Annotated in this window: 17 protein-coding genes; 6 read left to right on the forward strand and 11 right to left on the reverse strand. The window is 75.7% G+C overall.

Annotation, left to right across the window (positions count from 1 at the left end):
• Positions 1 to 88 precede the first annotated feature (88 nt).
• Positions 89 to 787 (forward strand): hypothetical protein, encoded by a 699-nt coding sequence (locus ACPYN7_RS12450; RefSeq protein ID WP_424347854.1) that lies wholly within the window; start codon positions 89 to 91, stop codon positions 785 to 787.
• Complete coding sequence (locus tag ACPYN7_RS12455; protein WP_424347855.1) at positions 784 to 1,545, forward strand: DUF6544 family protein; 762 nt, start codon at positions 784 to 786, stop codon at positions 1,543 to 1,545. The genes ACPYN7_RS12450 and ACPYN7_RS12455 overlap by 4 nt, the downstream gene beginning before the upstream one ends.
• A gap of 43 nt (positions 1,546 to 1,588) precedes the next feature.
• Here ACPYN7_RS12455 and ACPYN7_RS12460 read toward each other — a convergent pair whose 3' ends face one another.
• The 3 genes from ACPYN7_RS12460 to ACPYN7_RS12470 form a co-directional block, all read right to left on the reverse strand.
• Positions 1,589 to 3,196 carry a DUF4389 domain-containing protein gene (locus tag ACPYN7_RS12460; RefSeq protein ID WP_424347856.1) on the reverse strand — a complete coding sequence of 536 codons (1,608 nt, stop codon included), beginning with the start codon at positions 3,194 to 3,196 and terminating at the stop codon, positions 1,589 to 1,591.
• Between the two features lie 97 nt (positions 3,197 to 3,293).
• A complete protein-coding gene (locus ACPYN7_RS12465; RefSeq protein WP_424347857.1) occupies positions 3,294 to 3,809 on the reverse strand; it encodes a flavodoxin domain-containing protein in 516 nt (171 codons plus the stop codon).
• A gap of 128 nt (positions 3,810 to 3,937) precedes the next feature.
• On the reverse strand, positions 3,938 to 4,936 hold the full coding sequence (locus tag ACPYN7_RS12470) for a zinc-dependent alcohol dehydrogenase family protein (RefSeq protein ID WP_058873074.1): 999 nt from the start codon (positions 4,934 to 4,936) through the stop codon (positions 3,938 to 3,940).
• A gap of 339 nt (positions 4,937 to 5,275) precedes the next feature.
• Between ACPYN7_RS12470 and ACPYN7_RS12475 the strand changes: the two genes are divergently transcribed.
• Positions 5,276 to 6,145 (forward strand): VOC family protein, encoded by an 870-nt coding sequence (locus tag ACPYN7_RS12475; RefSeq protein WP_058873075.1) that lies wholly within the window; start codon positions 5,276 to 5,278, stop codon positions 6,143 to 6,145.
• A 39-nt stretch (positions 6,146 to 6,184) separates the two neighbouring features.
• On the opposite strand, the gene ACPYN7_RS12480 is transcribed toward ACPYN7_RS12475, so the two are convergent.
• From ACPYN7_RS12480 to ACPYN7_RS12490, 3 genes are all read right to left on the reverse strand, one after another.
• Positions 6,185 to 6,442 carry a DUF6480 family protein gene (locus ACPYN7_RS12480; RefSeq protein WP_082696946.1) on the reverse strand — a complete coding sequence of 86 codons (258 nt, stop codon included), beginning with the start codon at positions 6,440 to 6,442 and terminating at the stop codon, positions 6,185 to 6,187.
• 158 nt (positions 6,443 to 6,600) lie between these two features.
• Complete coding sequence (locus tag ACPYN7_RS12485; RefSeq protein ID WP_424347858.1) at positions 6,601 to 6,972, reverse strand: fluoride efflux transporter FluC; 372 nt, start codon at positions 6,970 to 6,972, stop codon at positions 6,601 to 6,603.
• Positions 6,969 to 7,379, reverse strand: coding sequence for a fluoride efflux transporter FluC (locus tag ACPYN7_RS12490; protein WP_058873077.1), 411 nt, complete (start codon positions 7,377 to 7,379; stop codon positions 6,969 to 6,971). Before ACPYN7_RS12490 ends, ACPYN7_RS12485 begins: the two co-directional genes overlap by 4 nt.
• Positions 7,380 to 7,457: 78 nt before the next feature.
• On the opposite strand from ACPYN7_RS12490, the gene ACPYN7_RS12495 reads away from it, so the two are divergent.
• Positions 7,458 to 8,540 carry an FUSC family protein gene (locus ACPYN7_RS12495; protein ID WP_058873078.1) on the forward strand — a complete coding sequence of 361 codons (1,083 nt, stop codon included), beginning with the start codon at positions 7,458 to 7,460 and terminating at the stop codon, positions 8,538 to 8,540.
• Between the two features lie 65 nt (positions 8,541 to 8,605).
• Here the strand turns inward: ACPYN7_RS12495 and ACPYN7_RS12500 are convergent, their stop codons facing one another.
• From ACPYN7_RS12500 to ACPYN7_RS12520, 5 genes are all read right to left on the reverse strand, one after another.
• Positions 8,606 to 9,433: a hypothetical protein gene (locus tag ACPYN7_RS12500; RefSeq protein ID WP_157571285.1), complete on the reverse strand. Its 828-nt coding sequence runs from the start codon at positions 9,431 to 9,433 to the stop codon at positions 8,606 to 8,608.
• A 401-nt stretch (positions 9,434 to 9,834) separates the two neighbouring features.
• Entirely contained in the window at positions 9,835 to 11,238 is a 1,404-nt protein-coding gene (locus tag ACPYN7_RS12505) for a rhodanese-like domain-containing protein (protein ID WP_424347859.1), read from the reverse strand.
• A gap of 114 nt (positions 11,239 to 11,352) precedes the next feature.
• A complete protein-coding gene (locus ACPYN7_RS12510; protein WP_058873081.1) occupies positions 11,353 to 12,510 on the reverse strand; it encodes a glycosyltransferase in 1,158 nt (385 codons plus the stop codon).
• An 8-nt stretch (positions 12,511 to 12,518) separates the two neighbouring features.
• A complete protein-coding gene (locus ACPYN7_RS12515) occupies positions 12,519 to 13,733 on the reverse strand; it encodes an NAD-dependent epimerase/dehydratase family protein (protein ID WP_058873082.1) in 1,215 nt (404 codons plus the stop codon).
• A 54-nt stretch (positions 13,734 to 13,787) separates the two neighbouring features.
• Positions 13,788 to 14,555, reverse strand: coding sequence for a methyltransferase domain-containing protein (locus ACPYN7_RS12520; protein ID WP_424347860.1), 768 nt, complete (start codon positions 14,553 to 14,555; stop codon positions 13,788 to 13,790).
• A 129-nt stretch (positions 14,556 to 14,684) separates the two neighbouring features.
• Here ACPYN7_RS12520 and ACPYN7_RS12525 point away from each other — a divergent pair, with 129 nt between their 5' ends.
• A complete protein-coding gene (locus ACPYN7_RS12525) occupies positions 14,685 to 15,083 on the forward strand; it encodes a hypothetical protein (RefSeq protein ID WP_058873084.1) in 399 nt (132 codons plus the stop codon).
• 30 nt (positions 15,084 to 15,113) lie between these two features.
• Positions 15,114 to 15,905, forward strand: coding sequence for a nitroreductase family protein (locus tag ACPYN7_RS12530; protein ID WP_058873085.1), 792 nt, complete (start codon positions 15,114 to 15,116; stop codon positions 15,903 to 15,905).
• Positions 15,906 to 15,907 lie beyond the last annotated feature (2 nt).

The raw sequence follows: 15,907 nt of genomic DNA on the forward strand, positions 1-15,907 counted from the left end.
GCCCCGTGTCCGAGTGTGACCGGGGAATCCGGGCGTCCGGCCGGCCCGGAGCGGGACCGGCTCCGGGCCGCCGGTCTAGCCTGGGGGCATGACCCGGTCCCGGCCCCTGTCGCAGCCCGCTCCCGTCCCCGTCCTGTGGCCGGTCGCCGGAGCGGCCGCCGGACTGCTCTCCGTGCTCCTCGGCATCGCCGGAGGGCTCATGGAGACCGCGCTCTCCGGCCCCTGGCCGGCCGCCGGGGACCCCGCTGTCGGGCCGTTCCTGGGGCGCAACCGTGGCCCCCTGCTGGCGCAGAGCATGCTCTTCGTCCTCGGCCAGGGGGCACTGGTCTGCTTCCTCGGCTGGGTGCGCGCCCGCCTGCTCCGGGCGGAGGGCCCGCCCGGCACGGTCTCCGCCGTGGCCTTCGGCGCCGGGCTCCTGGCCGCGGCCCTGAACATCGCCGGCCAGGGGGTGCAGCTCGTGCTGACCATGCCGGCGGCGGCGTCGATGGACCCGGGGACGGCGGCCGCGGTGATGGACCTGTGCGTGGTCCTCCTCGCCCTGGCCAACCTGCCCCTCGCCGTCTCGTTCGCCGCTGTCGCCGCGCTCTCCCTCGCCCGCGGCGCGTACCCGCGGTGGCTCGGCGGGATCGCCGCCGGGGCGGCCGCCGCGGCCCTCCTCTCCGTCTTCTCCCTCGTGCCCACCGCGGGGCCGCTCTCCCCGCTCGGCGGGCTCACCACGGCCCTGCGCCTGGTGCCCGTCCTGTGGTACCTGCCGGCGGCGGTCGTGATGCTCCGGGACCGGCCGTGACCGGGCGGCTGCCGCGCGGCGCGCGCCGGCACTGGGCGGCCCTGGAACGCCCGGGATCGGAGCCACCGCCCGCGGTGGACGCCGCGGCGGTGGCCGCCCTGCCCGAGCCCGCTCGCCGCTGGCTGGAGCGGGCCGTGCCGCCCGGCACCCCGGCGTGGTCCGTGGCGGAGCTGTCGATGCGCGGCGAGATCCGGCTCGGCGGCTCCTGGCGGGCGTTCTCCGCCCGGCAGGTCCTCGTCCCCGGGACCGGCTTCGTGTGGGCCGCCCGCACCCGGGTCCTCGGCCTGCCGGTCGCGGGCTACGACCGGTACGGCCCCGGCGGGGGCGAGCTGCGGTGGCGGCTGCTGGGTCTCGTGCCCGTGATGTCGGCCGCCGGCCCGGACATCACCCGCAGCGCCGCCGGCCGGCTCGCCGGGGAGAGCATCACGGTTCCCCCGGCCTGCCTGGGTGCCGAGTGGTCCGCGGGCCCGGACCCGGACACCGCCGTGATGTCCTGGGTCCTCGACGGGGTGCGCGAGGACGCCCTGCTCCGGGTCGACCCGGAGGGCCGGATCCGGGAGCTGAGCATGCAGCGGTGGGGAGATCCCGACGGCACCGGGTTCGGCCGTCACCCCTTCGGGGTCGCGCTGTCCGAGGAGGCCGACGTCGGGGGCGTGCGCGTGCCCACGGTCCTGCGCGCCGGCTGGGCGTGGGGGACGGACCGGCAGGCCGCGGGCGAGTTCTTCCGGGCGAGGCTCGAGGACGTCCGCTTCCGCTGAGCTCTCACTTCTGTCCGGCCGGCCGTCCCGGGAGGGCGCCGGCTCAGCGGGCCGGGTCCTGGCGCTCCGGGCCCTCACCGGGCAGGTCCCGCGACCGGTCGTGCGGCAGGTCCTGCTGCCGGTCCGGCGTCCGGTCGTGTGCCCCGGCGGACCAGGGCGCCGCCGGGTGGGGCGGGGGCTCCACGGGACCCTGGTCGAGCCGGAACGGCGGGTACTCGTCGCGCAGGAGCAGCACGTAGGCGAGGACCCGGTTGACCCAGCGGTTGATGCCCATGACCAGGGCGAAGAGCTCGGGACGGTAGCGGCCCGTGAAGAGCAGGAGCACCGCGGCCACGAGCACGAGCAGCCCGAGCAGGGACGGCCCCCAGCTGGTGGTCGTCGTGCCGTCGTCGCCGCTGCGGCTGGTGCTCCACGTGCTCCCGCCGCCGGTGAGCACCCCGAGGATCAGCAGGTGCGGGATCGCCAGGAGCCACCACTTCACGAGCACCAGGCCGCGGGAGAGCCGCTCCGGGGGCGCGATCTCCAGCTCCGCCGGATAGTCCGCGCGGGCCAGGCTGAAGGGCGGGTACCGGTCGGTGCCCAGGGCCGAGTAGGAGTAGAACCCCACCCGCCAGCTCCACCGCAGGACCCCCACGCTGAAGGAGAACCACGAGGGCGGGTACCGCCCCGTGAACAGCACGGCGACGCCGGCGGCCACCGTGGTGACCACGAGCGCGAACCACAGCACCGCCAGCACGATCAGGTGCGGGACCACCAGCAGCCACTTCACCAGCCACAGCCACCGGGACAGCCCCGCGTCGAGGAACCCGCTCAGGCGCACGGGGGAGACCGGCCGCGGGGCCCCGCTCCGGTCCGGGGCCCCGGCGAGCGCCGCACCCGGGCCCGTGCCGCGCGGCGGCGTGCGCGGATCGACGTCCCGGCCCAGTCCGGCGGCACCGAGCAGCAGCAGCGGGACGCCCACGACCAGGCCGGCCAGGCCGCCCACCAGCTGGCCGCCGGCCAGGGGTCCCAGGAGGTCGGAGCGCGCCCCGAGCTGCAGGTCCGCCCAGACCGGCCGGGTGGCGTCCGCGTTCATCACCACGAGCGTCCAGCTGCCCGAGCGCAGGTCCAGTGTCAGCTCCCGGGTGCCGGTGCCCTGGTCCGAGTCCGCCCAGAAGGTCTGGTTCCCGGGCCGGTCGGGCACCCGTTCGCCGGGCACACGGGACGGGGCGTCGTCCCCGGACTCCGTGGCGCTGCCGAGCTCGGCGTGGGCGACGCCGTCCAGGTACCGGTCGACGTCGCCGGTCCCGGCCACGCCCACGAAGATCTCCTGCTGCGGGTCCGCCGCCGTCACGCGCACCTGCACCCGGCCGAGCTGGTCGAGGAAGGGCACGGGCGAGACCTGCGCGTCGCCGACGTCGAGCACGGCGGGCGGTCCGACCAGGGCGTAGGTGATGGTCTGGTGCCGGTCCGGGGACGTCGTGAGGAAGCGCCCGTCCTGCTGGGCCGCGGCGGCGCCGGCGAGGACGAGGCCGCTGACGAGCGCCGCCAGGGCCAGGGCGGTCAGGACGGCGCCCAGGACCAGCAGCACCCACTGCCCGGGCCTGGTGCGGCGCGGGGTGCCGTGCCGGGCGGTCGGGCGGGGCGGGCGGGTTTCGGGGTGCTCGTGCATGGGAGCTCCTGCGGGATCGGCCGGGTGGGGTCGGAAGGGCGGAGTCGGAGTGGCGGAGCCGGACGGGGGCCGGTCCCGGTGCGGGGCGTCCGGGTGGTCAGAGTGTGTCGGCGAGGCCGCGGCCCCAGGCGAGCGCGCGCTCCTCCTCCCCGGGGACCAGCTCGTTGCCCATGGTCACGAGGAAGCTCTCGGGCTCCGCGACCAGTTCGTAGCCGTGCTCCTGGAGGGCGCGGACGATCTTCTGCGAGGCGCGGCCGGTGAGCATCGCCGGGCCCTTGACCCGGGTGTCGAAGGCGGCCGCCCGGCCGGTCCCTGCGTCGAGGGCGGCCAGCCACTCGCGGACCCCGGGACCGGCGGCCGAGCCGTCCACGTCCAGGTGGTGGCGGGAGGCGTCCCGCACGGCCTGCTCGCGGGAGTTCTCCCGGCTCAGCCCGTGGCCGTGGGTGGGGGCGCCGACCACCAGCACGTCACCGGCACCCGGTGGGCGCCGCTGGGCCTCGGCGGTCGAGCGCACCTCCGCGGGGACCCCCGCCTCCGTGAGCCCCCGGACGATCGCCTCGGCGATCCGGTGGGTGTTGCCGTACATGGACTCGTAGATCACCAGGACGGTCACGGCGGGTCTCCTCTCTGTGCTCCGGTCGCTGTGCTCCGGTCGACGCGTTCTGCCTGCTGCGGTGCTGTCCCCGGCGTTCCCTTCCGTGCGGCCGGCCCGGCGGTGCGGGCCGTCCGCGGGGCCGCGGCTCACACGCGCAGGACGGCTGCTCCCGTGATGCGGTCCGCGGCCAGGTCCGCGAGGGCCCGGTCCGCCGCGCGCAGGGGATAGGGCACGGTGGTGGGGCGCAGCCGCAGCCGGGCGGCCAGCTGCAGGAACTCCTCGCCGTCCTGCCGGGTGTTGGCGGTCACGCTGCGCAGCTGCCGCTCCTGGAAGAGCTCCGCGGCGTAGTCGAGGGCCGGGACGTCGCTGAGGTGGATCCCGGCGACGGCGAGGGTGCCGCCCCGGTCCAGGGCGCGCAGCGCCGGGGGCACGAGCGTGCCCACGGGGGCGAAGAGGATCGCCGCGTCCAGCGGCACCGGGGGAGGCTCGTCGGCCTCGCCCACGAAGGCGGCGCCCAGCTCGCGGGCCAGCGCGCGCGCCTCCGCCGAGCGGGTCATGACGTGGACCTCCGCGCCCTGGTGCAGGGCCACCTGGGCGGCGAGGTGGGCGGAGGCCCCGAAGCCGTAGATGCCCAGCCGGCCCCCGGGCGGCAGCTGGGCCCGCCGCAGCGCCCGGTAGCCGATGATCCCGGCGCACAGCAGCGGGGCCGCGTGCTCGTCGTCGAACTCCTCGGGCAGGCGGTAGGCGAAGGCCTCGGGGGCCAGGGTGAGCTCCGCGTAGCCGCCGTCCTGGTCCCACCCGGTGAAGCGCGGGGCGGTGCAAAGGTTCTCCCGCCCGCGGCGGCAGAACCGGCAGCGGCCGCAGGTGTGCCGCAGCCACGCGACGCCCACGCGCTCACCCTTCCGGAACCGGCCGCACCCGGGGCCCGCGCGCACCACCTCGCCGACGATCTCGTGGCCCGGGATCACGCCCGCCCGGTGCAGAGGGAGATCGCCCTCCACGAGGTGCAGGTCGGTGCGGCACACCCCGCAGGCCCGCACCCGCACGAGCAGCTCCCCGGCTCCCGGCACGGGGTCGGGGCACTGCCCGAACCGCATCGGCCCGCCGGCGGCGGGACCGGGCTCATCGATCCACCACGCACGCATGCTGTCCTCGTCGATCCCCCGGGGAGGGCTCCGGCCGCGGCCGTGACCCCTGTCCTGCTCCGAGTCTAGGAACGGAACACTGGCTCCAGCCGGAAACGACGAATGTTAATGCCCCGTCCGCCGTTCCCGTCCCCCGGTCCCCTGCCCGGGACGGCCCAGCGCAGGCGGGTCCGCCCCGCGGGGGAACGCCCCGGCACGGGCGGGCCCGGATGTCGGCGGGAGGTGTTCCCAACCGGGGCGCGGGGGACGACCATGGGGGGACGAAGGACCGCCCGGGGGCGGGCCGCGTCGCCGGCCCCCGGGCGCAGCCGTCCCGGCGCGCGACGAGAGGACTCAGGCATGACCGAGCGCATCGACCACTGGCCCGCGGGAGCCCCGTGCTGGGCGGACATCATGGTCTCGGACCTGGACCGTTCCATGGACTTCTACGCCTCCGTGCTCGGGTGGCGGTTCACACCCTCCGATCCGGCGTACGGCGGCTACTGCAACGCCCTGGTGGACGGCGAGCCGGTGGCGGGGTTGTCGCCGGCGCTGCCGGACATGGAGGACGACCCGCACGCGTGGGCCGTCTACCTCGCGTCCGACGACATCGCGGCCACGGGCCGGGCCGCGGTGGCGGCCGGCGCCCGTCAGCTGTTCGAGCCGATGGCCGTGGGCCGCTTCGGCACCATGGGCGTGTGGATCGACCCCACCGGGGCGGCCTTCGGGGTGTGGCAGCCGCAGGAGCACACCGGCTTCAGCATCGTCGGCAAGCACGGGACCGTGGCCTGGTGCGACCTCCTGACCTCCGACCAGGCGGCCGCCGAGCGGTTCTACGCCGAGGTGTTCGGCTACACGTACCAGGACATCGGCACGCGGCACGAGGCGTACGCGGTGTTCACGGTCCCGGGCATGGACCGCACGGCCGGCGGGATCGGCGTGCCCGCCGAGGACGTCGACCACCTGCAGCAGGCGCCCCCGCTGTGGTGGGTCTGCTTCGAGGTCGACGACGCCGACACCGCGGCCGAGCGGGTCGTCGCCGCCGGGGGCGCGCTGGTCCAGGAGCCGGAGGAGTTCGGCTACGGGGAGCTGGTGTTCGCCGCCGGCCCGGACGGCGAGCGCTTCGCCATGATGGGCCCGTCCTCGGAGGACTGGACCGAGGAGGAGGACGACGAGGAGGACGAAGAGGACACCGGAGGGAACACCGGCGAGGACGACGGCCGGCCGTGAGCGCGGCCGCCGGCCGCCCGGCGCCTCAGGACGGGTGCCTCAGAACATGCCCACCACGGCGCCGACGAACCACAGCACCGCGAACAGCGCCACGAGGCCGAGGATGACCGCCAGCGCGATCTTGCCCTTCGCGGAGTCCCCGCGGTGCTCGACGTCGAGGTCGGGGTTGTCGGGCCCCACCCCCACGCCGGCGTCGGGCGGGGTGTCGCCGTCGATGCTGCGCCCGGACTCCTCGTTCAAGGCCTCCCGGGCCTTCTCCGGGTCGTTGCGCGCCTGCTCGGGATTGATGTCGGCCACGGGGTCCTGCTTCCTTCGGTCGGACGTGCTGGAACGGGTGTTCCCAGCAGAATAGCAAGCCTGCTGGTGAAATGGGTCGCCCGCTCGGGGACCGGTCCCGGTCCTCCGGCACGGAGCGTGCGCCGGGGCCCCGCGCCCTCCGCCGCCCCGGCCGCCGGTCAGGACAGCGGTGCGGCCGCGGCCAGCCCCGCGAGCACGGCGAGCACGGTCAGCGCGCCGGTGCCCGCGGCGTTGAGCAGGGCGCGGAGCGGGCTGCCGTCCCGGGCCAGCCGCACGGTGTCGGTCATCGCGGTGGAGAAGGTGGTGTACCCGCCGCAGAAGCCGACCACGGCGGCCGCGGCGGCGGGCCCGCCCAGCGTCCCGGCCAGCGCGGCGCCGGAGAGGAGCCCGGCCAGGAAGGAGCCGCTCACGTTGACGACCACGGTGCCGGCGGGGAAGGCCGTGGCCCACCGCTGCCGCACGGCCCCGTCCACCGCGAACCGGGCCATCGCCCCCAGCCCGCCGAGGAGGCAGATCAGCAGGGCGGTCACGCGCGCCGCCCCCGGGCCGCGAGGACGGTGCCGGCGAGGCACGCCAGGAAACCGCACCCCAGGGAGATCCCCACGTAGGCCAGGGCCTGCCCCGCGGCGCCGCCGGCCAGCATCCGCTCCGCCTCCAGCGCGAGCGAGGAGAACGTCGTGAACCCGCCGAGCGCCCCGGTGCCCACGCCGAGACGCAGCAGCATCCCGCGGGGCGTCTCCTCGCCGCGCCGCAGGAGGGACTCCAGGAGCATGCCCAGCAGGAAGGCCCCGAGCAGGTTCGCGGCCAGGGTGGCCAGCGGCCAGCCGGCCACCGCCGGCAGCAGCGCGGCGAGGCCGTGGCGGGCTCCGGTGCCCAGCGCGCCGCCGGCTCCCACGGCGAGGACCAGCAGCAGGCGCCGGTGCGGCGGTCGGCTCATGGGGGCTCCTCGGGGGCGGGCTCCGGCGGGGGAGCGGTCGGCGGCTCGATCCTACCGGCGGGTCCGTAGGATGTCGGGGTGCAGACGATACGCGGTGCCCGGATCCTCCTGGCCCTCAAGACCTCGCTGGCCGTGGCCCTGTCCTGGGTCGTGGCCCAGCGGATGCCCGGAGTGATCGACGACTACCCGTACTATGCCCCGCTGGGCGCGATCTCCGCGATGTACCCGACCGTGCTGGGCTCGGTGCGCGCGGGCCTGCAGACGGTCGCCGGCATCGCCCTGGGCATCATGCTGGCCGCGGGAGTCCTGCTGATCGGGGATCCCAATCTCGTGACCGTGTCGGTGGCGGTCGGCCTGGGCGTGCTCCTGGCGGGCATCCGTCAGCTCGGGGCCGGAGCGGAGTACGTCCCGGTCGGAGCCCTGTTCGTGCTCATCGTCGGGGGCCAGGACGCGGAGGGCTTCTCGGCGGGCTTCCTCGTGCAGATGTCCGTGGGCGTCGCGATCGGCCTGCTCGTCAACGTGACGGTCATCCCGCCCCTGGACTTCCGCACCGCCCGGCTGCAGCTCGACCGGCTGCAGAACGTCGCGGTCGACTACCTCGAGGACGTCGCCGGGGAGCTCGCGGAGCCCGGGACCACCGGGGGACGGGACTGGCGCCAGCGCAACCACGCGCTCGTGCGCATCACGGGCGAGGTGCGCGAGGCGGTCGACGAGTCGGCGCGCAGCGCCCGCGGCAACCCCCGGATGGTGCTCCGCCGCCGCCGGCGCCGCGCCGGGGCCTCGGCGGACCCCGGCTACGACTCCCTGCTGAAGCTCGAGAACGTGATCTTCCACCTCCGGGGCTTCACGGACGCGCTGCGGGAGCTCTACGACCACGAGCAGCACGACTGGCTGGTGCCCGCCGCCCTGAGCGCCCGGCTCGCCGAGGCGGTGCAGTCCGCCGCCGACGCGGTGCGCGCGTGGGCCGACGGCGAGGACCCCGAGGAGGCGGCCGAGCGGGTCCGCTCCCTGGTGGGCCGGCTCCACGCCGAGCTCACCGACCCCTCGCGGGCGGAGGACCGGCTGGTCATGGCCGCGGCCCAGGACCTCGCCCGGCTCGTGGCGGTCCTGGACCCGCCGACCGCCCCGACGGCGGGCAGCAGCGCCGTGACGCGGGGCTGAGGCCCGCACCGGCCGCGGGGCGGCGCCGTTCCCGGTGCCTGCGGGCCCCGGGAACGGCGCGCGGCTCAGGCCCGGCTGCGCCGCCGCAGGCGCAGGGCGACCGCCGCGCCCAGGGCGGTCCCGGCCACGAGCAGCCCGGCCAGGAGGCCGGGGCGCTGCTCCGGCTCCGCGGCGGCCGTCTGCATGTTGAGGCCCGGATTGACGGCCGCGGTCGCGGTCCCGGCGGGGGCCTCCACGACGGGGGCCTCGGCCACGGGGGCCTCGACGACGGGAGCCTCCACGACGGGAGCCTCCACGACAGGCGCGACGGGCGCCGGCGCGACCTCCACCGGGGCGGGGGCCACCGGGGCCACGGGTGCGGCGGGGGCCTCGCAGGCCACGATGGCCTGCTCGAGGAGCACGAGGAACTGGCCGACCGCGGCCTCGTCGAGGGCCAGCTGTGCCAGGAGAGCCTCGAAGGCCACGGCGGCGTCGGCGAGGGCCTGCTCGGCGACAGCGGGGTCGAGCGTGCCGAGCGCGGCGGCGAGCTCCTGGTCGAGCTCGAGGAGGCGCGCCTCGGCCTGGGCGATCGCCGCCGGGTCACCGGACTCCTGGGCGGCCATCAGCGCGGCCCCGGCCGCCTCCAGCTCCTGCAGGCTCGGCCCGCCGGCACCCCCGACGAGTGCGGCGTACTGGGCCTCGGCGGCGGCCAGGGACTCGGCCGAGGAGTCGAGGGCCGCGAGCGAGTCGGGCGTGAGGCCCGCCCCGGCCAGCGCCGCGTCCAGCTGGGCCGTGGCCTCCAGGCAGGCGGGATCCCCGGGTGCGGCGAGGGCCGCCGGGGTGCCCGTGAAGAGGCCTCCGGCCAGCATCGCGGCCGCGGCGCCCGTGGCCGCCCATGTCTTTCCAGCAGTCATGTCCTGTGTCTCCTGTGCTCGGTCCTCGCCCCGGGGCCACCCCGCGGCCGGCAGCGCGCGGCAGACCTCCCCCCGGCGTCACCGGTCCGCGCGCGGGGTGACAGGAAATGTCGTGCTGCTGGTCGGGCGGCGTGCGCCCCGGAGCTCGCGGAGATCCGGGGCGCGTCCGACGGACTGCTGTGCCGTCAAAGTACGCGCCGGTAGCCTTCGTTGGCAATAGTGAATCGACGGGTCGGGGCGGAGCCCTCCGGGCCGTCCGCCCGGAGGGGTCCGCAGGCCGGTGGAGGCGGGGATCCTGTCCCGCGCGCGCAGGACCGGGTGCGGGCACGCCGCGACCCCCGGGTGCGTGGCACCCGGGGGTCGCGGCGATCGGAGAGCCCTCCGCCGGAGCGGAGCGCGGGTCAGTGGGCGGCCACGGAGTCCTGGGCGGCGGCCCAGGCGGCGTAGGAGCCTTCCAGCTCGACGACGTCGTAGCCGGCGTGGCGCAGGGTGGAGGCCACGACGGAGGAGCGCAGCCCGCTCTGGCAGTAGGTCACGATCGTGCCCTGGGCCGGGAGCCGGTCCAGGTTCCACAGGACCCGGCCGCCGTGCAGCTGCACGGAACCGGGCACCGAGCCGGCGGCGTGCTCGCTCACGGCGCGCACGTCCAGCAGCATCGCCTTGTCGAAGGCCTCGACCTCCTCCGGGGCCACCAGACCCGGGGTGGACCGCGGCAGCCCCTCCACGGTGGTGACGTAGCCGGCCACGGCGTCGATGCCCACCCGCACCAGGTGGTCCCAGAACTCGTCGGCGGCCTCCTGCTGGTCCTCGGCCAGCAGCACCAGCGGGCGGGGGTCGGTCTCGGGGTTCACCGCCCAGGCGGCGTAGGTGGCGATGGACGTGCCGGCCGGGATGTTCAGCGCCCCGGTCACGGTCCCGGCGTGCACCTCCTCGGCGGAGCGGGTGTCCACGAAGGTCACCTCGTCGGCGGCCAGGCGCTGGGCGACCTGCTCGGTGTCGAGCTCGGGCAGCGGGGCCCGCTCGCCCATGACGGCCGGGCCCCGGCGGTTCTGGTGCTTCATCCGCCCGAAGTAGAACGGGGCGTCGGGCTGGCCCTCGAGCAGCTCGGCGACGAAGCCGGCCTCGTCGTCGGCGGCCAGGTAGGGGCCCCACCAGGCGTAGAGGCGCTCGTAGCCGACCGTGGTGGAGGGGATCGCGCCCAGGGCCTTGCCGCAGGCCGAGCCCGCGCCGTGGCCGGGGAAGACCTGGACGTGGTCGGGCAGGGTCAGGAACTTCTGCTGGAGGCTGGCGAACATCTGCTGCGCGCCGAGGAAGCGGGTGTCCGCCCCGCCGGCGGCCTCGTCGAGCAGGTCCGGGCGGCCCAGGTCGCCGGAGAACACGAAGTCGCCGGTGAGCAGGTACCCGGGGGCGTCGGCGAAGGCGCCGTCGGTGACCAGGAAGGACAGGTGCTCGGGGGTGTGGCCCGGGGTGTGCACCGCGGCCACCACGATGTTGCCGATGCGGATCTCGTCACCGTCGTGCAGACGCTCCGCCTCGAACTCGTACTGCCAGTCCTCCCCGCCCTCACCCGAGACGTGCATGGTGGCCCCGGTGGCGGCGGCCAGCTCGCGGGTGCCGGAGAGGTAGTCGGCGTGGATGTGGGTCTCGGTGACCGCGGTGATCTCCATGCCGTTCTTGACGGCCAGGTCCCGGTAGACGTCGATGTCGCGGCGGGCGTCGACCACCAGCGCCTGGCCGGTGCGCTGGCAGCCGATGAAGTAGCTGGCCTGGGCGAGGTCCTCGTCGTAGATGCGCTCGATCAGCATGGTGCTCTCCTTGGTTCGCTGGTTGGTGACGCGTGCCCCGTCGGGGCTTCCCGCGTCGTGCTGAGCACAACGATAATACCCCTGGGGGTATAGCGCAAGTACCCCCGGGGGTATTTAGCGGGCGGGGCGCCGGGATCGTTGCCGGCGGGTGCGGTGCCGCTCGACCGCCTCCTGGTAGGACGCCACGAGGGCCTCGGTCGCGGCCCGCCAGCCGAGGCCCTCGGCGTCGGCCCGGCCGGCCGCGCCCATCCGCGCGCGCAGGGCCGCGTCGTCGAGCAGCCGGGCCAGGCCGCCGGTGAGCGCGTCCGTGTCCCCGGGCGGCACGAGCAGTCCGGTCCGCCCGTCCTGCACCGCGAAGGGGATCCCGCCGGCCCGGGCGCCCACCACCGGCACCCCGCTGGCCAGGGACTCCAGGGCCACGAGCCCCAGGGTCTCCGTGGTGGACGGGAACGCGAACACGTCCGCCGAGGCGTAGGCGGCCGCCAGCTCCTCCCCGGCGAGCCGCCCCGGGAAGACCACGGGGGCGCCCGCGAAGCGCCGTTCGAGCTCCGCCCGGTGCGGGCCGTCGCCCACCACGGCGAGCCGGGTGCCCGGCAGCCGCCGCAGCGGTTCGAGCAGCGCCGCCACGTTCTTCTCCCGCGACAGCCGCCCGACGGAGAGCACCAGGCGGTCGCCGGGGTGCCCGTCGGTGAGCCGGGCACGCATCGCGGGGGACGCCTTCGCGGGGTGGAACAGCTCCGTGTCGACGCCCTTGGGCCACAGCGCCGTGCCGCGCACGCCCAGGGCCTCCGCGCGTTCCACCATGGGGTCCGACGTGCACAGCGTGATGCCGGCGAGGTTGTGGGTCGTGCGGATCCATCGCTCCACGGGCCGGCGCAGGACGCCGAGCCCGTGCCTGAACGCGCTCATGTACTGCGGCACGTCGGTGTGGAAGGACGCGAGCAGCGGCAGGTCCCGGGCCCGGGCCGAGAGGGCGCCCCACGCGCCGAACCACACCGGGTTCACGGCGTGCACCACGTCGGGGCGGAACGCCGACACGGCGCGCTCGGCCCGCGGGGACGGCAGGCCTCCCCGGACGTCCCGGTACCAGGGGAACGCCACGGACGGGACCCTGAGCACCCGGTGCGGGCCCCAGTGCCCGGGCGGGTTCCCCGGCGTGAGCACGAGCGCCTCGTGGCCGAGCTCCCCGAGCTCGTCGAGGGTGCGCGTCAGGCGCGTCACCACCCCGTCGACGTTCGGGACGAAGACGTCCGTGTACAGCGCGATCCGCATCCGCCGGCTCAGGCGCCCACGGCCACGGGGTGGGCCGGCCGCGACGGGACGCCCGGGCGGCGGCGGGCGTTCCACACGGACGTCGCCGGGATGCGGGAGAGGTCCACGCGGTGGGCCCAGCGCACGGCGGTCTGCTCGACCTCCCGGAGCAGGCCCTCCGACAGGGTGGTGGGTCGCAGTCCGAGGTCCAGGAACGCGGCGTTCTCGACGTGCAGGTCGTTCTCCGCGAACTCCTGGCGGGGGTTGGGGACCGTCTCCACCTCCGCGCCGGTGAGCCCGGCCACGAGGCGGGCGAGGTCGCGGACCCGGTGCGTCTCCGTCATCTGGTTGAAGATCTTGACCCGGTCCCCGGCCTCCGGCGGGTTCAGCAGGGCGAGCTCCACGCACCGGACCGTGTCCTGGAGGTGGATGAACGCGCGGGTCTGCCCGCCCGTGCCGTGCACGGTCAGCGGGTGCCCGACCGCCGCCTGGACGAGGAAGCGGTTGAGGACCGTGCCGTAGTCGCCGTCGTAGTCGAAGCGGTTGACGAGCCGCTCGTCGAGCGCCGTCTCGGCGGTGCCGGTGCCCCAGACGATGCCCTGGTGCAGGTCGGTGATCCGCAGCCCGTCGTTCTTGGCGTAGAACGCGAACATGGTCTGATCCAGCACCTTGGTCATGTGGTAGAGCGAGCCGGGGTGTGACGGGTAGAGGATCTGCTGGGCGACGCCGCCGCGCGGGCCGGGGACCTCCACGTCCAGGTAGCCCTCGGGGATCCGCATCCCGGCGGTGCCGTACCCGTAGACGCCCATGGTGCCCAGGTGCACGAGGTGGACGTCCAGGCCGGACTCCACGATCGCGCACAGCACGTTGTGGGTGGCGTTGACGTTGTTGTCCACGGTGTAGCGCTTGGTGCGCGGGCTCTTCATGGAGAACGGCGCCGCCCGCTGCTCCGCGAAGTGCACCACGGCGTCCGGGCGCTCGATGACGAGGAGGTCCAGGAACGCCTCGTAGTCCTCGGCGAGGTCGATCTCGGCGGTGCCGAGCCGCCGGCCCGTGCGCTCCGCCCACGCCGCCAGTCGCTCGTCGAGGCCGCGGATGGGGGTCAGCGACTCCGTCCCGAGCTGGACGTCGATGGCGCGCCGGGAGAGGTTGTCGACCACGACCACGTCGTGGCCGCGCGCGGACAGGTGCAGGGCGGCGGGCCAGCCGCAGAAGCCGTCACCGCCGAGGATCAGGATCTTCACTGGTGCTCCGTTCCCGGCCCGGCCGGTGCCGGGCCCGTCGTGTCGGTGTCGGTGTCAGCGTGGAGGACGCGTGTGAACCCGGAGTGAACGGTCCTGGACCAGCTGCTGGTGCCCGAACGAACCGGGGCCGACCGCCCACGCCGGACCGGCCAGTTCCCGCAGCTCGTGGGGCAGATAGGCGCGGCGCAGGGAGCGCAGCCCGTCGGTGCGCAGGAACGAGCCCGGGGCCAGGGGCAGGACGCCCACCGCGTACAGCCGGTAGGCCGCCGGGCTGCGCACGAGGTCGTTGTGCACCACGAGCCGGCCGGCCAGCCGCTCGGAGTCCGCCACGAGCTCCCGCACGGGCCCGGGGTCCAGGTGGTGGAGCAGGTGGTTGGAGACCACCACGTCGAACGTCTCGCCGGCCGTGACGAGCTCCCGGCTGGTGACCCGCCGGAAGGCCGGGGGCGCCGCCCGCGGGTGCCGGACCGCCCAGCGGGCGGTCCGTGCCGACGCCCAGCGGTGGGCGCGGGCGTCCGGGTCGATGCCGGTGATGCGCAGGTCGATCCCGTCCCGCTGCGCCCACCGGGCCAGGGCGCGCGCGACGTCCCCGCCGCCGCAGCCGACGTCCAGGAGGCTCAGCGGGCGGCCGGTCGCGGCGAGGGGCCGGATCCGGTGCCGGTAGGTGGCGGACCAGCCGGCGACCAGGGAGTTGACGAGGTCGAAGCGCGCGTAGGTGCGCTCCAGCGCGGCGAGGTCGCAGCCGGGGTCGTCCATGAGCTCGCGCAGCCCGGCGTCCCGCCGGGAGAGGTCGGGCCGGGCGCGCGGCAGGACGGAGGGCATCTGCCCATTCTGCGCAGGACGACACGATCCGCCAAGGAGCGCGGCGGGCCGGGAGCGGCGTGCCGTGCCGTCACTAGACTGGGGATCTCTGCCGGCGCCGGGCAGGAGCAGACGGGAGAAGGGGGCCGCGTGGGACACACCGTGCGTGCCGTGGGCTCGTCGCCCGCGCCGTGGATCGGTCTCGCGAGCGCGTGCTGGGCCGCCAACGCCGCCCTGGGCGCGTCCGTGGGCGCCGGGCTCGTGCGCACGGGCCGGTTCCGCTGGATCCACCACGCCCTCTACATCGCCACCACCACCACGACGGCGGCCGCCGCGCTCCTCGCCGCCTGCTCGTCCTCCGCCTCCGGGCGCGCCGCGGGCCGAGCCCTGGCGCCGGCGCTGCTGCCCCTGCTCGCCCTCCCGCGCATCGGCACGCCGGCCCAGGGGCACCCGCGCCGCCACGCGCTCGCGGCGCTGTCCGCGGCACCGTTCTACGCCGCGGCCCTGGGCCGCGCCCGCGCCGCCCGCGGACCGACCCGCCCGTCCTGACCCGATCCGCCCGATCTGACCGGAGAGCACATGGAGTTCCTCGACGTCGTCTTCAACCGCCGCACCACGAACGGCCCGTTCCTGCCGGAGCGGGTGTCCCCGGAGCACCAGAAGCTGCTGCTGCGCACGGCCGCGGCCGCGCCCTCCCAGTTCAACAGCCAGCCCTGGCGCTTCGTGCTGATCGAGGACCGGGGGACCATCGACCGGATCGCCCGGATCAGCGCCGACTCGATGACGCAGGTGATGGCCGAGGGGACGTTCTTCGACCGGTACAAGCGCTACTTCCGCTTCAGCAAGCAGGAGATGGACGAGCAGCGCTTCGGGATGCTCTTCGACAAGCTGCCCGCGGTGCTGCGCCCCTTCACCAAGAAGGCGTTCACCCCGGGCGGGCAGGCGATGATGAACCGGCTGCGGGTGCCGCAGACCCTGGGCGCGGAGAACCACAAGCTCGTGGCGGGGTCCCCGCTGCTGCTCGGCGTGATGCTCGACCGCCGCGAGTACCGCCCGGGGGAGCTCTCCGGGTTCTACTCGCTCTTCTCGATGGGCGCGGCCATGGAGAACCTGTGGCTGACCACCGTGGAGCTCGGCATGGGCATCCAGTTCATCTCCTTCCCCATGGAGGCCCCCGCCCGGTGGGCCGAGATCGTGGACCTCCTGGACGTGCCCGAGGACCTCGAGCTCATGGCCGTCTACCGGCTGGGCTACGTCCCGGAGGAGCACCGTCGCCCGGCGATCGACTGGTCCAGCCGGGAGCGGCGCCGGATCTCCCAGTACGTGTTCCGGGAGTCCTGCGCCACGCCGCAGCAGGGCTGGGACGACTGAGG

The organism is Kocuria sp. CH-021 (assembly GCF_049716185.1).
Classification (GTDB): Bacteria; Actinomycetota; Actinomycetes; order Actinomycetales; family Micrococcaceae; genus Kocuria; species Kocuria cellulosilytica.

Excerpts from the sequence above, each read along its gene's own strand:
- ACPYN7_RS12510 (WP_058873081.1), bottom strand. The coding sequence starts at position 12,510 with ATGCGGATCGCGCTGTACACGGACGTCTTCGTCCCGAACGTCGACGGG.
- ACPYN7_RS12450 (WP_424347854.1), top strand. The coding sequence starts at position 89 with ATGACCCGGTCCCGGCCCCTGTCGCAGCCCGCTCCCGTCCCCGTCCTG.
- ACPYN7_RS12520 (WP_424347860.1), bottom strand. The coding sequence starts at position 14,555 with ATGCCCTCCGTCCTGCCGCGCGCCCGGCCCGACCTCTCCCGGCGGGAC.
- ACPYN7_RS12505 (WP_424347859.1), bottom strand. The coding sequence starts at position 11,238 with ATGCTGATCGAGCGCATCTACGACGAGGACCTCGCCCAGGCCAGCTAC.
- ACPYN7_RS12530 (WP_058873085.1), top strand. The coding sequence starts at position 15,114 with ATGGAGTTCCTCGACGTCGTCTTCAACCGCCGCACCACGAACGGCCCG.
- ACPYN7_RS12475 (WP_058873075.1), top strand. The coding sequence starts at position 5,276 with ATGACCGAGCGCATCGACCACTGGCCCGCGGGAGCCCCGTGCTGGGCG.
- ACPYN7_RS12490 (WP_058873077.1), bottom strand. The coding sequence starts at position 7,379 with ATGAGCCGACCGCCGCACCGGCGCCTGCTGCTGGTCCTCGCCGTGGGA.
- ACPYN7_RS12500 (WP_157571285.1), bottom strand. The coding sequence starts at position 9,433 with ATGACTGCTGGAAAGACATGGGCGGCCACGGGCGCCGCGGCCGCGATG.
- ACPYN7_RS12460 (WP_424347856.1), bottom strand. The coding sequence starts at position 3,196 with ATGCACGAGCACCCCGAAACCCGCCCGCCCCGCCCGACCGCCCGGCAC.
- ACPYN7_RS12470 (WP_058873074.1), bottom strand. The coding sequence starts at position 4,936 with ATGCGTGCGTGGTGGATCGATGAGCCCGGTCCCGCCGCCGGCGGGCCG.